Consider the following 15376-nt stretch of genomic DNA (forward strand, 5'->3'; position numbering starts at 1 on the left):
ACCCTTCATTCTGCTTCATATCCACTCCACCCTCCCCTTCCCGCAGGCTCATGCCGTAACGAGAGCTTCTGTGGCGGCGATGTCTTCCGCCAGGCGGTCCGCGACCCGCAACGCATTGGCGGCGATGGTGAGGCTGGGATTGATGCCGAGCGAGGTCGGCATGAACGAGGCATCGACGACATAGAGGTTCCCCACGTCGTGGGCACGGCAATTGCGGTCGAGAATGCTGGTCGACGGGTCGTCGCCGAAACGCAGGGTTCCGCAGGAATGGGCGAAGTTCAGCTCCGGGCGGAAGGTGAGGAAAACCGATCTGTTGCCGCGAAGCTTCCGTTTGATCAGCTTGCGAAAGGCGCGGCGGCGCTCCTGAAGCTCCGGAGTAACGGTGTAGGTGAACCGGATGCGCGCGGGATCGACGGGATCGAGAAGGACCCGGTTGAATGTGTAGGGCAGGTCTTCCACGATCCCCGCGAAAACCTTGGCCTTGCCGAACACTCGCGCCGCCAGAAATGCCGGAATGCGCAGCATCCCGCGCAGCGGCCTGATATTGCGCAAGGGAGAGCGATCGAAGATATTCTTGAGGTAATGGACGATTTCGCCATAGGCGGCATCCACGCCCATGGCCTGCAGAGACCCGAACCGCCGGCCTTTGTCGAAATAGAAATCCCGCATGGCAAGCGCGCGGCTCGGCCCCGCGAAGGACACGTGCCGGCCGGGCCAGATCGCGATCATCTCCGTGAGGTGGAACATCAGGTTGCGGCCGACGAGGCCCGAACTGTTCGCACATCCCTCCGGCCAGTCGGCCGATTTCGAGTTCAACAGGACGCGCGGAGAGCCGAGGCCGCCCGCCGCGAGAACGTATCGTCGGGCCCGCAGACGAAGCGCCTCACCGTTGCGTACCGCATCGACATACTGGATTTCGGACGCGCTGCCGCGAAGAGCGTTGACCTCGCAATTGTCGAGGATCGCGGCATTTCCTGTTTCGAGCGCCGGTTCGACGCCGGCCGAGCGGCCGTCCATCTTGCAGGGCCGCGGGCATTTGCGACCGAAGCACATCTGGCAGCCGGGCAGAAACCGCACCGCCATGTGGATCTGGTAGGGATGCAAGCCCGACCGTTCGAAGTTCTCCATCATCGTCCGGTCGCCCGCGGTCAGAGCCGGGGGCTGGCGCAGATCGGAGGCCGCCTCGCGCGACAGCGGATCGTCCGTTCCGCAGACATGATAGAGGCGTTCGGCGTCGGAGAAGTACGGCACGAAACTGTCGAAACCGACCGGCCAGCCGCCCGTCGGATGTGCCCGGCCGTCGGTCGTCTCCAGGTCGTGCCGTTCCGGCCGCTCCAGGGTCGCGGCATAGAAGGCGGAGGAGCCGCCGGCACCGGAGCCGACCGGTCCGAAGAACAGCGATTCCCGGTCATCGATCCGCGCGCTGATCTGCGTCGGCCAGTAACCGCGAATATTGCGGGCCGCGGCATCCTCGACGTCGCTGCGCAGCGATTGCTGCTCCGCCCTCGGGCCCATCGGCCCTTTTTCCAGAAACAGGACGGACAATCCCTTTTCCGCAAGCCGGCGGCCGATCGTCCCGCCGCCAATTCCCGTCCCGATGACGATCACATCCCAGATCTTGCCGGCGACATCAGACGTCATTGCCCCTTCCCCCTCGCGACAGACGCCACGGTTTCCTCCAGAAGCGGATCGAACAGATGGCGGATGCTGCGGGCCGCCTCGTTCGTGATGTGATTGTTATCGAAATAGAACGATCGGCCGTCGTGAAGCGCCGAGCAGATGGCGACCGAGCAGAAGCGATCGACGGGATCGAGCCACACGATCTTGCCCTCGCGGGCGAGCGCCTCGAACGGTCTCTCGGATACGCTGACACGCTCTGCGACCTCGGTTCTCGATATCGTCATGCGGGCCTCGGCCTGCGCCGCGGCATCCGCACCGCCAAGAACCATCCGGCGCGCCACGTCGCGGGAATCGTACCGCGCGATCTCAGGGATCTGGCGAAGAACCAGGACCTGCCGGAACCATTTTCGGCTCTCGTCGATCGTGGCATCGAGCGCATTCGAAAAGAGCTGCCGCTGGTCGGGAGATCCGGTCGCGGCCGCCGTTTCACCCGGCTTCAACGTGATCGTGTTCTGCGCGTCGATGCCCGTGCCGCCGCCCTCGGTGTAGTAGGACCACCGACCGATCAACAGCAGGCTGGTCATCCCCTTCATCTGGCTCATCGCTTGGCGGATGCGGATGTTGGCGTCGGTGCAGTCGCGGTCCTGCTGCCGCGTGGTCGCGCTTTCCACCTTCTCGATGCCGAACAGAGGCGGGCAGCCTGCGCGCCAGATCAACAGGCCCGACTTGCCTCTCTCGTCCGCCAGAAGAGACAGGCCTTGGCTGAGCGCACGGGCATGGGAATCCCCCCAGACCAGGAATGTCGGCGGCCCATCCGGGCCGATCGGGCAGACGGAGACGCCCTGCAAGGGGCCATCCGCCGGAACGTTGCAACGGCTCCAGTCCTGGATGAAATCGGCCGAGGCGTCGATATGGATGCGCGCCGAGGCATCGAAGCGGCCGGGCATACCGTCGAGACGATAGGCGGTGCCGCCTGCGACAAGCAGCATGACGGACGCAAAGGCGGCCCCGGTCAGCATGCGTCCGCCCGATGGTGCGCCCCGGCGCCGGAAGGGTCGCTCGATCCAGAGATAGGTCGCGGTGGCAAGCAGAAGGGACGCGGCGAGATAGACGATCGTCTCCGTGAGCGTCTCGGCGCGTCCACCATTGGCGTAGCGCGCCAGCGTGAGGACAGGCCAATGCCAGAGATAAAGCGGATAGGAAATGGCACCGAGGAAAACGCAGACCGGCGCGGAGAGGCAGCGGTTGACCGCGTTGTCGCGCGTGCCATTGGCCAGGACGAGCAGCGTTCCGATCGTGGGAATCAGCGCCAGGGCACCCGGAAAGGCCGGACCCGGCCGCAGGAACACGATGGAGGCGACAAGCATCGCAAGGCCGAGCCAGGAAACGGCCGGCAGGGCGCGCGCCGTGCCCCACCCCCACGTCTTCGGCCCCCAAGTGTTCGGCCCTCTTGCGTGCAATCCCCGAGCCTGGCGTTGGCAGAGCGCAATGGCCAGCAGCACCCCGGCAAGCATCTGCCAGGCACGGAACGGAAACAGGTAGAAGGCTGCCGTGCTGGAGATCGGCGTGACGAGGATGCAGGCGATCAGCGACGCGGCAAAGATCGCGACCAGCGCCCATTTCAGCGCGTGGAGATGACGACGCATGAGGAACATCAAGACGGGGATCAGCAGATAGAACTGCTCTTCCAGCGAAAGCGACCAGGTGTGAAGCAGGATCTTCTGGTCCGCCGCGCCGTCGAAATAGCCTGCCGCGCGGAAGAAATTCACGTTGGAGAGATAGAGGACCGACGACACGAGCGACTTGCCGAGGTCGCGGAATTCGAACGGCAGCAGCACGACGTAGCCGACAGCCATCGTCGTCGCCATGACGACCACGAAGGCCGGCGCGAGGCGCCGGATGCGGCGTGTGTAGAACGCACCGAGCGCCAGTGTGCCGGTCTGCGTCATCTCCCGCCACAGAATGCCGCCGATCAGATATCCCGATATGACGAAGAAGATATCGACGCCGACGAACCCGCCCTCGAATCCGGGAATCGAGAAGTGGTAGAAAACCACGGCGAGGACGGCCAAAGCGCGAACGCCATCGATCTCCGCCCGATAGCCTGCATGGTCTCGACCGCTGTCACGGGTGTGGACGCGTTGGACGGGGGATGATCCCAGGCTACGCAAAAAATGCCTGTAGGTGAAGGGCGCGTCGGTCAATGGAATGTCGCCTAGATTTCGCGTCGTCGCACGGCTCCGTCCCGGCGCCAACCTTCGGGCATGAAGCAACGGCCGCGGTTTTTCTGTCAATGCGTCAGGCGCGTGCCAAAATGGGAGGACCTATCCGCCAATGGTGGAACGCCTACCTCTTTCGGATAGTCCGGTGACGGAGCGCATTGTCTGGGCAGGAGACGATTGCCACGCCGAATTTCGACAGGCTCTTAGCCGATGTCGGGATATCCATCGCTGCCCTCATGCCGGGAAGGCAGGGGCGGGCAGACGTCGATGGAGGTCGAGGCTCTTGTTTAAGCTCGATCTGAAACGGACTGTAAAAGGGATATCGCGGCCGTTGCCGCAGGGCGATTCCCGATGAGGGCGTGGTCCACACGCTTCGCATCGCCCGTTGCGATCTCGCAAAGCGAGGCTGCGAGGCGAAAAGCCGCCAGGGGCCCGTCAACAGGCCCAAGATGCAGCGTTTCTGCTGACCGATCGCAGGGTCGTGGATCGGAGACCCGTTGTCGCGCTCGTCGGTCTTAGCGACGACGCTCGTTTGCCTGCAGGAGGAGGCGCGAGGCTTCGGTCGAACGGGCGCGAACGATTGCGTCCCAGACCTTGCGGAAAGATACAGAGCTGTTTTTCGTCTTCGCCAGCGTCATGACACGGATCCTTGTTTGGGTCCTTCCAACAATACACTGGCTGCCCCGTCCCGACACATCTCATTTTGCATTGCAGCATTGCGTCCGACGAGCGGCCTTCCTTCCAAAAGTCCCTTGTGGAATATACCAATGAGACCGTGCGACTGGACAACACCCAGCGACGCGTTTCTTCACCTCGGATCATATGGTCTATAATATGGACCAATGGAATAAGGAAAAATCATTTCTTTTCATTAGCTTGAATATTGTGTTTGCGGCTTATCCAGCCCTTGGCTAATAAAATGGACCGCTCTGGACCAGATATCCAGCGTGGAACGGGATGCTTATGATGGCTTGGAGGGCTATCGGTATTTCGGACAGGGGAGGCGTGATCGTCCGAAGGACAGTGCATGACGTGACCCGACGGGGTCGGGCAATTGACGATCTAGAACTGTAGGGGAGGAGAGCGAGACATGACGGTTTTGACCGAGGACGTTCCTGAGTATTCGGTGCTCGCGGAGACACTGGACGTGCGTCGGGGTTCGCCGTTGATGCGACCGGTCGAAGCCATCGCCGCCGTCCTGCTCATGGCGATCATCACCATGCTTCTGGCAAGCGTCTTCTTCCGCTATGGCCTCTCGCGCCCGATCGTCTGGATCGATGAAGCCGCCTCGACCGCCTTTCTGTGGCTGGTCATGCTGGGTGCCGCCATTGCCATCGACCGCAGCGAGCATCTGCGCCTGACCGTCGGCCTCAATCTCCTGCCTCCCCGTGCGCGCCGGTTCATCGAGACATTCGGCATGATGGCCGTTCTCGGCTTTCTCGTCGCACTCCTGCCGGCTGCCTACGCCTATGCACTCGGCGAGATGGATATCACCACCTCGGCCCTCGATATTCCCGCCGGCTATCGTGCCTCGGCCATTGCCTGCGGCATGCTGCTGATGGCGCTTCTGGCCGTTGCGGACTTGATCCGGAGTTCCAGACGGGTCGATGTCGTGGCGTCTGCGTTGATCGTTGCGGCGCTTCTCGGCACGCTCTGGTTTCTGTCACCGACCCTTGAGGAGCTCGGCAACGTCAACATCTTCATCTTTCTCGTCTTCGGCGGCATGATCTGCCTTGCCATGGGCATCCCGATCGCCTTCTGTTTCGGCATTGCCACGCTTCTGTTCCTGAACTTCACCACGTCCATGCCGCTCGAGGTTCTGATTGGGCGGATGGACGAGGGCATGTCGAGCCTCATCCTGTTGTCGGTTCCGGTTTTCGTGCTGCTCGGCTGCATTCTCGATGCGACAGGCATGGGAAAGGCGATCGTCGATTTTCTTGCGTCCATGCTCGGCCACGTCAAGGCCGGCATGTCCTACGTGCTGTTGGGATCGCTGTTTCTGGTGTCCGGCATTTCCGGCTCCAAGGTCTCCGACATGGCGACGGTGGCACCGGCGCTGTTCCCGGAGATGAAACGGCGCGGCCACAAGCCGAAGGAGATGATCGCGCTTCTGGCGACCGGTGCGGCCATGGCGGATACGGTGCCGCCCAGCATCGTGCTGATCGTGCTCGGATCGGTGGCCGGGGTGTCCATCGCGGGGCTTTTCACCAGCGGCTTTGCCATCGCCATGGTCCTTTTGCTGGCTTTGGCGATCCTTGCCCGCATCAAGGGTCGGCATGAGAACGTCGATGGCGTGACGCGCCCGTCAATGAAGCGGGTCGGCACGGCGGCGCTGGTGGCCGCGCCTGCGCTGGTCCTGCCGTTCCTGATCCGCAGCGCGGTGGCGAGCGGCGCGGCGACGGCGACCGAGGTTTCCACCATCGCCGTCGTCTATGCCTTCATCATCGGCGCCATCCTCTATGGCGGCATCAGCGCCCGACGCTGCTACAAGATGCTCGTGGAAACGGCGGCGATGAGCGGCGCCATCCTTCTCATTCTCGGCACGGCCGCCGCCATGGCCTGGGCGCTGACCCAGACCGGCTTCGCCTTCGAACTGAGCGAGATGCTGCGCGCCCTGCCCGGCGGCTGGTTCACCTTCATGCTGGTGTCGATTGCCGTCTTCATGCTGCTCGGCTGCGTGCTCGAAGGGCTTCCCGCCATCGTCCTTCTGGCACCGATCATGTTTCCGATCGCGCGTGCCGCCGGCATCCACGACATCCACTACGCCATGGTCATCGTCACCGCCATGAACATCGGCCTCATGGCGCCGCCGATCGGCGTCGGCTTCTACATCGCCTGCAAGATCGGCAACGTCTCGCCCGACGAGGCGATGGGTGCGATCTGGCCCTATATCGGTGCGATGTTCGCCGGCCTGCTGCTCATCGCCGCGGTGCCGTATTTCTCGCTGGCTTTGCTTTAAAACACGAAACGATCATCGAACATCAGGAGGAGAGAATGACGATGACAACCACCCGCAGGACAATGTTGCTGGGCACCGGGACGCTCGCACTGTGTGCAGCTTTCCACACGAGGGTCCACGCCGCCGACTTCACCTACAAGCTGGCCAACAACCTTCCGCTCACCCATCCGCTCAACATCCGCCTGGCGGAGGCCGCTGCCGGAATTCTGGAGGAGTCCGGCGGGCGCATGAAGATCAATATCTTCCCGAGCAGCCAGCTCGGCAATGATACGGAGACGCTGTCGCAGGTGCGCAACGGCGCGACGGAGTTCTTCTCCCTGTCGCCGCTCATTCTCTCGACACTGGTTCCCCAGGCCGCGATCAGCGGCATCGGCTTTGCGTTTCCCGATTACGCCACCGTCTGGAAGGCGATGGACGGCGAGCTTGGCGCCTATGCGCGTGCAGAGATCGAAAAGAAGGGCCTCGTGCCCATGGAAAAGATCTGGGACAACGGCTTCCGCCAGATCACCAGCTCGAACCTCGCCATCAACACGCCGGAGGACCTGAAGGGCTTCAAGATCCGCGTCCCCCCGAGCAAGCTCTGGCAGTCGATGTTCTCCGCCTTCGGCGCCGCGCCGACCACCATCAACTTTGCCGAAGTCTACACGGCGCTGAGCACCGGGATCGTCGACGGGCAGGAGAACCCCCTCGCCATCGCCTCCACCGCCAAGCTCTACGAAGTCCAGAAGAACTGCGCGATGACCAACCATATGTGGGATGGTTTCTGGATGCTGGCCAACAAGAAGGCCTGGGAAAGGCTCCCGGACGATCTGCGCGAAATCACGGCGAAGCACCTGAACACCAGCGCCCTATCGCAGCGCACGGATGTGGCCAAGGTGAACGACACGGTCCGTGAGGAACTGACCAAGAGCGGCATGACCTTCACCGATCCCGACAAGACGGCCTTCCGCGACACGCTGCGCCAGGCCGGCTTCTATGAAGAGTGGAAGGGCAAGTTCGGCGACGAAGCCTGGGCGATCCTCGAGAAAGCCGTCGGCGTCAGCCTGACCTAACCTTCCATACCAAGGCCGCCGCCCGCTCTCAGGGGCGGCCGCCCTCCGCGTCTCATCTCTCTGCCCGCTTTCCCGGGCGCCTTGGGTTGCCAAGGCGTCAGGTGCGGACGCTATTGCCCCGAGGTTCTCAGCCCATGATCGAAGAGACCAACCAAACCGCCAGCCAAAGCGACCATCGGAATGGCGCAAGGCTTCGCCTCGCTGGAAAAACGGCCATCGTCTTCGGTGCGGGCTCCGATGGCCCCGGCTGGGGCAACGGCAAGGCCGCGGCGGTGGTCTACGCTCGCGAAGGCGCAAAGGTCGCCTGCGTGGACCGGAACGTCGCGGCGGCCGAAGAGACTGCCGGGATCATCGCAAGCGAGGGCGGCAGTGCGATTGCCGTCGAGGCCGATGTCACGCAGCTGGCCTCGGTCGAGGCGGCCGTTGCCAAGGTCATCGCGGCCTTCGGCACGATTTCCGTGCTGCACAACAATGTGGGCGTGACCCATATGGCAGGCCCGGTCGAACTGACCGAGGAGCAGTTCCAGCAGTCGATCGATCTCAATCTTGGATCCGTCTACCGCACCGCCAAGGTCGTCATTCCTCATATGATCGAGGCAGGCGGCGGTTGCGTCATCAACATCTCCTCGCTCGCCGGTATCCGGTGGGTCGGCTATCCCTATTTCGCCTATTATGCCACGAAAGCCGCCGTCAACCAGGCGACCGTCGCGATCGCCATGCAATATGCCCGTCAGGGCATCCGCGCCAATTGCGTCATTCCCGGCATGATCGACACGCCGCTGATCTACCGGCAGATTTCGTCGCAATATGCGTCGCGGGAAGAGATGGTCGCTGCGCGCAACGCGGCGATACCGGGCGGACGGATGGGGGATGCCTTCGATATCGCCTATGCCGCGCTGTTCCTCGCCTCCGACGAAGCCAAGTTCATCACCGGCGTCTGCCTGCCGGTCGATGGCGGTCAAAGCTGCACCGTGATGTCCTCCGCCATGGAGGCGCGCTGAACCATGGACATCGCGGTGGACAAGGATCTGACCGGTTCCCAGAGCGTCGATCGCGCCCTCAAACTCCTGTCGCTGGTCGGGCGTCAGGGCGAGCGGGGCATGGCGCTCAGCGAAATCGTTGAGCAGAGCGGAATCAACAAGCCGACGGCGCGACGCCTGCTTCTGGCGCTGATCCGCTCCGGTCTCGTCGATCAGGATGCCGACGGTCGCCGGTATTTCATCGGCCAGGAAGCCTACATTCTCGGCATGCTCGCATCGCCGCGCTACGGGCTGCTGCGCATGTCCATGCCGAGCATCCATCGGATCGCGCTCAAGACCTGCGATTCGACCTTCGTGTCGGTCCGCAGAGACGCCGTTGCCGTCTGTCTTCACCGAGAGGAAGGCACGTTTCCCATTCGCACGCACGCGCTCCAGACGGGCTACGAGCATCCGCTGGGCGCTGGCGCCGGGTCTCTCGCCATGTTGGCGGCCCTGCCCGATGCCGAGGTCGAAAGCATGATGGCAAAGAATGCCGCCGTTCTGGAAAAAGACTACCCGACGCTGACACCGGACGAACTTCGCCGCCAGGTCGCCCTCGCACGGCAGCGCGGCTATTCGGTCAATCCGGGACTGGTGCTCGCAAATTCCTGGGGGATCGGCGTCGCGATACGCAATCCCGATGGCACGGTGGCCGGTGCGCTGAGCGTCGCCGCCATCGACAGCCGCATGCAGCCGCCGCGCCAGAAGGAACTGGGGCTGCTCCTGAAAGACGAGGCCGCTCAGATCGAGGCCATTCTGGCCGATCAGTTCGGCAGACAGACCAGGCTGCAGCCGGCCACCCACGCAAAAGCATCCACCCCGAAAGCCATGAAAAGGAGATCCTCCCCATGACGAAGGCTCAGATCGTGGGCTGGTCCCACAGTCCGTTCGGCAAGACAGAGCATCCCGATACCGAAGCGCTGATGGCGGCCGTGATCGGACCGGCGCTCGCTCATGCGGGCGTTGAGACCGGGGATGTCGACGGCATCTTCGTCGGCGTCATGAATGGCGGCTTCTCGCGGCAGGGTTTCGAGGCAGCACTTGTCGGCATGACCGACGCGGCGCTTGCGAACGTTCCCTCCGTTCGTCTCGAGAATGCGTGCTCCACCGGTTCGGCGGCCGTTTACGCCGCGATGGACTTCATCGAAGCCGGACGCGGACGGATCGCCCTCGTCGTCGGCGCGGAAAAGATGACGGCTCTGCCGACCGCTGCGGTCGGCGACATTCTTCTCGGCGCCTGCTACCGCAAGGAGGAGTCCGATGTCGAAGGCGGTTTTGCCGGCGTGTTCGGCGGGATCGCCCAAAGCTATTTTCAGCGTTACGGAGACCGGTCCGAGGAACTGGCGATGATCGCCGCCAAGAACCACGCCAACGGCGCCCTGAACCCTTACGCCCACATGCGCCGCGATTTCGGCTTCGAGTTCTGCAACACGGTTTCCGACAAGAACCCGCTGGTTGCCGGTCCGCTTCGCCGGACGGACTGCTCGATGGTGTCGGATGGCGCGGCGGCGCTGGTTCTCGCCGATGCCGAGACGGCCGCCACGCTGCAGCGGGCCATCGCCTTCCGCGCGCGCGTCCAGGTCAATGACGTCATGGCGCTCAGCCGCCGCGATATCCTGGCGTTCGACGGCGCTCGCCGCGCCTGGGCGGGTGCTCTTGCGGCCGCAGGCGTGACGCTCGACGATCTCTCCTTCGTTGAAACCCATGACTGCTTCACCATCGCCGAACTGATCGAATACGAGGCGATGGGCCTTGCCGCACCAGGAGAGGGCTATCGGGTCGTCCGGGACGGCACGACGACGAAAAGCGGTCGCCTTCCCGTCAATCCCTCGGGCGGACTGAAAGCCAAGGGGCACCCGGTCGGCGCGACCGGCGTCTCCATGCATGTGCTCTCGGCCATGCAGCTGATGGGCGAAGCCGGGGACATGCAGATCCCCGACGCAAAACTTGCCGCACTATTCAACATGGGCGGCGCAGCCGTGGCCAATTACGTGTCCATTCTGGAGCGCGCACGATGACCCGAACCGACCCCGCCGGCGGGATCGCCCCGCAGACGACGCGCGTGATGAACCTCTCGCATTTCCTGACGCAGGCAGCGCGACGGTATCCCGCCGAGATCGCTCTGGTGCATGGTGCGCGGGCGTGGAGCTGGAGCGAGATCGAGGCCCGCGTCGACGCCATGGCGCATGCGCTCGTCTCGGAATTCGGCGTGCAGAAAGGCGACCGCGTTCTCGTCCAGTCCGCCAATTGCCTGCAGCTGTTCGAATCGATGTTTGCGGTGTTCCGCACCGGCGCCGTCTGGGTGCCGACGAACTACCGGCAGACGCCGGAGGACGTGGCCTATCTCGCGCAATCGAGCAATGCCTGCCTGATGATCTGCCAGTCCGCCTTTCCCGACCATGTGGAGGCCTGCCGGAAGGCGAGCCCCGACATCCGATCCGTCGTCTCCATCGGCGCGGCCGGCTTCGGCGAGGACTACGACGCCGTGGTCGAGCGCCATCGCGGCGACAAGATCACGGGCCCGCCGATCTATCGCGACGACCCGTGCTGGTACTTCTATACCTCCGGCACGACGGGACGCCCCAAGGCGGCAGTGCTGACGCATGGGCAGATGACTTTCGTCGTCAACAACCACAATGGCGATCTGTTTCCCGGCACGACGCAGGAGGATCGCTCCATCGTGGTGGCGCCGCTGTCGCACGGCGCGGGCGTCCACCAGCTCTGCCAGGTCGCACGGGGCGCGACGACCATTCTGCTGCCGTCCGACAAGCTCGACATCCCCCAGTTCTGGGGACTGGTGGAAACGTGGAAGGTCAGCAATCTTTTCACGGTTCCCACGATCGTCAAAATGCTCGTCGAGGACCCGTCGGTCGATCAGCACGACCATTCCTCGCTGCGCTACGTCATCTATGCCGGCGCGCCGATGTATCGAGCCGACCAGAAAAAGGCGTTGCAGAAGCTCGGTGCCGTCATGGTGCAGTATTTCGGGCTCGGCGAAGTGACCGGCGCCATCACCGTGTTGCCCCCGGCCTATCACAGCCTGGAGGACACGGAAGCGCGGATCGGCACCTGCGGGTTCGAACGCACGGGCATGCAGATCCAGATCCAGGACGATCGCGGCGACGAGGTGGAACAGGGCGCGACCGGAGAAATCTGCGTGATCGGCCCGGCGGTCTTTGCCGGATACTATCGCAACCCGGAAGCCAACGAAAAAGCATTCCGGAACGGCTGGTTCCGCACCGGCGACCTCGGTCATGTCGATGCGCAGGGCTTTCTCTACATCACGGGGCGCGCCTCCGACATGTACATCTCCGGCGGATCGAACGTCTATCCGCGCGAGATCGAGGAGAAGCTGTTGATGCACCCCGATCTCAACGAGGTTGCCATCGTCGGCGTTCCCGATCCGGTCTGGGGCGAAGTGGGCATCGCGGTCTGCGTGACCCGCAATGGTGCCGTCGTCACCGAAGCGGAGGTGAAGACCTGGCTTGACGGTAAGGTCGCCCGCTACAAGATGCCGAAGAAGGTGGTGTTCTGGAGCGAAATGCCGAAATCCGCCTATGGCAAGATCACCAAGAAAACCATTCGCGAGCAATTGGTAGAACGCGGCGAACTCCCGGACGAGCCGGCTCCAAAGCCCGCTCCCCAATCCGCGTCCAAGCAGGGTGTTGTACGATGACCGCGTCCGATCGTTCCGTCCTCATCACAGGCGGCGCCTCGGGCATCGGTCTCGACATTGCCGGGCTCCTCAGCGAACGCGGCTGGAAGATCTATCTGATCGACCGGGACACGGAGGCACTGGCAAACGCCTGCCGGCTGCTGTCGCTCGAGCCCCAGCAATTGATTGCGTGCAGCGTGACCGACGAGGAGGCCATTACGGCCGCGGTCGAAACGGCGTGCGCCCAGGTGCCGATGCGGGCCGTCGTCAACTCGGCCGGTATCGCGATGGACCGACTGGCCGTGGACACCGGTCTCGATGATTTCCGGCGCATCATCGACATCAACCTGACGGGCACGTTTCTCGTCTGCCGCGAAGCCGCGCGCTACTGGCAGAAGGCGTCCATTCCCGGCGCCATCGTCAACATCTCGTCCGTCTCCGGCATTCTCGGCAGCCGCGGACGCTCGGCCTATGGCGCCTCGAAAGGCGCGGTGAACATTCTCACTCACATCCTTTCGACCGAACTGGGCCCAAGCGGCATCCGCGTCAATGCGATTGCCCCGGGCGCGATCGATACGCCGCTGGCGCGCGCCATTCATACGAGCGATGTGCGTGCGCAATGGCATGCGCGCATTCCCCAGCAGCGATACGGCACGTCCCGCGAGATCGCGACCGCCGTCGCCTTCCTGATTTCGGATGATGCAACTTACGTCAATGGACAGGTTCTTGCCGTCGATGGTGGATTTTCGACCGCCGGACTGGCCGTGAAGGGATGACGATGCGACACAATCACCAACCGGGCACGGCTTTCACGCCGCGCACGCTTTCGCTCGGCTGCCATGCGGAGCCGATACAGCTGACGTTCCAGCCCGGAACAAGCGTTCTCGCGGCGATCGATGAGGCTCTTGCGGCCAGGGGCTTCCAGAGCGCCGTCATCGAAGTGACGCAGGGCGCCTTCCTGCCGCTCGTCTACGTGACGCCGATCATACCGGCCGATGGCCTGCACGCCGCCTGGTACAGCGACACCCACGCGCCGTCCGGTCGGGCGGAGATCGAGAGGTTGACCATTGTCTTCGGGCGACGGGACGGCCAGCCGTTTCTCCACTGCCATGGGGTCTGGCAGCACGCCGACGGGTATCGCGGGGCAGGACACCTGATGCCGAGCGACGCGCAGTTCGCGGAACCCGTGGACGCCACCGTCTGGGGCATTTCCGGCGCGATCATGGACCAGTTGGACGACAGCGAAACGCGGTTCCGCCTGTTCACCCCCCTTCCCCACGCGGAAGCGCCGCCGATCGCGCCACGGCGGGCCGTGCTTTGCCGCCTGAAGCCGAACGAGCCGCTGCATCGCGCCATCGAAGCGATCGCCGCGAGCCATGGCATCGTCCGGGCGTCCCTCCATGGCATCGGCAGCCTGATCGGCTGCACTTTCCAATCAGGAGAGACGATGACGGCAGCCGCGTCCGAACTCTTGATCCGATCGGGACGGCTTGCACCGGACGCCGCGGGGGATACGCGCGTCGCGCTCGATCTGATGATCGTCGATCCCGACCGCCGGATCTTCGAAGGCGCGATCGTCGAGGGGGCGGACCCTGTCTGCATCACCTTCGAACTTCTGATCGTCGAAGAGGACGACTGATCAAGGGCCTTTGGCTTCCGGCGCAATGAGGCGCCGGAAGCCCCATCACTTCAACATCCGGGAGGACGTCTTATGAGGAAAACATTCACGACAGCGGACGGGGCGACACTGAGTTACAGCGATAGCGGTTCGGGCGAGGTCCTGGTTCTGCTTCACGGCTGGTCGCAATCCGCAGCCATGTTCCGGCATCAGATCGAAAGCTTCTCCAGAGAGCGCCGGGTCATCGCGCTCGACTTTCGCGGCCATGGCCTGTCTCCGCAGGCGCAGCACGGCTACCGCATCTATCGCTTCGCGGCCGATGTCGCCGAACTCCTGCGGCATGAACGGATCGAGAAGGCCAGCGTGCTCGGCTGGTCGCTGGGTGCCTCGGTTCTCTGGGCCATGATCGACCTTTACGGGACCACCGGTCTCGACCGCCTCGTCTTCGTTGACGAGCCCGCCTCCGTCATGATCCAGCCTGGAATGTCGGAAGAGGATGTGAAGAACGCAGGCGCACTCTTCGACGGGACGACCATGCTGGCGGTCGCGGCCCAGATCGCGGGTCCGGAGGGACACGCCGCCCGCGAAGGCTTTCTCGGCAGCATGATAACGAAGGGTATTCCAAAGGATCTTCGCGACTGGTTGCTGGCTGAGAACCTTTTGGTAGACCCCCGCACTGTTGCCGAACTCTTCGTCAATCATTGTGCGATCGACTGGAGCGACCTCTTCAAACGGATCGACCGTCCGACGCTCGTCATCGGCGGACGCGTCAGCCACGTCGATCCGCAGTCGCAGGAATGGATCCACGGTCAGGTGAAGGGCTCCGAACTCGTTATCTTCGACGAGAGCCAGTGTGGCGCGCATTTCCCGTTCATCGAGCAGCCTGAAACATTCAACGCGGTCCTTGCCGCGTTTCTGGAAAAGGGCTCGGCAAAGCTCCCCTTGGCCAGCTGATCGACACGAGCCGTCCGGCGCATCTGCATCGCACCGGACGGTTTTTTGATCCGAACATTTTGCCAGAGGCCGCGCTTCCAGGACGCATATCGACACAGTGTCCGGCGCGAATATGCTGATCGCCGAGAACAAGATCATCCGGGCGGCCACGACGGGATTGTGCCTGAAAATCCGGCCCGACCACGTGAGTGACCGGCTGCTTCAGCTTGCCGTGGCTGGCGCGGCCGTGCGCGACCCGCCATCCCTGGTGGAAACGGGCATCGGATCAACGCATGGA

The 15376-nt window shown here is 63.5% G+C and carries 11 protein-coding genes; 9 read left to right on the plus strand and 2 right to left on the minus strand.

The features are described from left to right. Nucleotides 1–48: 48 nt before the first annotated feature. Together C8J36_RS21565 and C8J36_RS21570 are read right to left on the minus strand one after the other, a co-directional pair. The gene (locus C8J36_RS21565) at nt 49–1641 is read right to left on the minus strand and encodes a GMC family oxidoreductase (RefSeq protein WP_132537402.1); all 1593 of its coding nucleotides are present in this window, start codon (nt 1639–1641) and stop codon (nt 49–51) included. After that, entirely contained in the window at nt 1638–3914 is a 2277-nt protein-coding gene (locus C8J36_RS21570) for an acyltransferase family protein (RefSeq protein ID WP_348631373.1), read from the minus strand. Before C8J36_RS21570 ends, C8J36_RS21565 begins: the two co-directional genes overlap by 4 nt. A 1018-nt stretch (nt 3915–4932) precedes the next feature. Here C8J36_RS21570 and C8J36_RS21575 point away from each other — a divergent pair. From C8J36_RS21575 to C8J36_RS21615, 9 genes are all read left to right on the plus strand, one after another. Further along, nucleotides 4933–6801: a TRAP transporter large permease subunit gene (locus C8J36_RS21575; RefSeq protein ID WP_132537403.1), complete on the plus strand. Its 1869-nt coding sequence runs from the start codon at nt 4933–4935 to the stop codon at nt 6799–6801. Nucleotides 6802–6842: 41 nt separating this feature from the next. Beyond that, nucleotides 6843–7853, plus strand: a complete 1011-nt coding sequence (locus tag C8J36_RS21580; RefSeq protein ID WP_132537468.1) for a TRAP transporter substrate-binding protein — start codon at nt 6843–6845, stop codon at nt 7851–7853. 134 nt (nt 7854–7987) lie between these two features. Continuing rightward, nucleotides 7988–8854 (plus strand): SDR family oxidoreductase, encoded by an 867-nt coding sequence (locus C8J36_RS21585; protein ID WP_132537404.1) that lies wholly within the window; start codon nt 7988–7990, stop codon nt 8852–8854. A 3-nt stretch (nt 8855–8857) separates the two neighbouring features. Beyond that, complete coding sequence (locus C8J36_RS21590) at nt 8858–9724, plus strand: IclR family transcriptional regulator (RefSeq protein WP_132537405.1); 867 nt, start codon at nt 8858–8860, stop codon at nt 9722–9724. Beyond that, the gene (locus C8J36_RS21595; RefSeq protein WP_132537406.1) at nt 9721–10890 is read left to right on the plus strand and encodes an acetyl-CoA acetyltransferase; all 1170 of its coding nucleotides are present in this window, start codon (nt 9721–9723) and stop codon (nt 10888–10890) included. The genes C8J36_RS21590 and C8J36_RS21595 overlap by 4 nt, the downstream gene beginning before the upstream one ends. Further along, nucleotides 10887–12548, plus strand: a complete 1662-nt coding sequence (locus C8J36_RS21600; protein ID WP_132537407.1) for an acyl-CoA synthetase — start codon at nt 10887–10889, stop codon at nt 12546–12548. Before C8J36_RS21595 ends, C8J36_RS21600 begins: the two co-directional genes overlap by 4 nt. Beyond that, nucleotides 12545–13303 carry an SDR family oxidoreductase gene (locus C8J36_RS21605; protein WP_132537408.1) on the plus strand — a complete coding sequence of 253 codons (759 nt, stop codon included), beginning with the start codon at nt 12545–12547 and terminating at the stop codon, nt 13301–13303. The genes C8J36_RS21600 and C8J36_RS21605 overlap by 4 nt, the downstream gene beginning before the upstream one ends. 2 nt (nt 13304–13305) lie before the next feature. Continuing rightward, complete coding sequence (locus C8J36_RS21610) at nt 13306–14166, plus strand: DUF296 domain-containing protein (RefSeq protein WP_132537409.1); 861 nt, start codon at nt 13306–13308, stop codon at nt 14164–14166. A 72-nt stretch (nt 14167–14238) separates the two neighbouring features. Continuing rightward, the gene (locus C8J36_RS21615; protein WP_132537410.1) at nt 14239–15099 is read left to right on the plus strand and encodes an alpha/beta hydrolase; all 861 of its coding nucleotides are present in this window, start codon (nt 14239–14241) and stop codon (nt 15097–15099) included. The last annotated feature ends 277 nt before the right edge of the window (nt 15100–15376 follow it).

The sequence above is a fragment of the Rhizobium sp. PP-F2F-G48 genome, assembly GCF_004342335.1.
Classification (GTDB): domain Bacteria; phylum Pseudomonadota; class Alphaproteobacteria; order Rhizobiales; family Rhizobiaceae; genus Ferranicluibacter.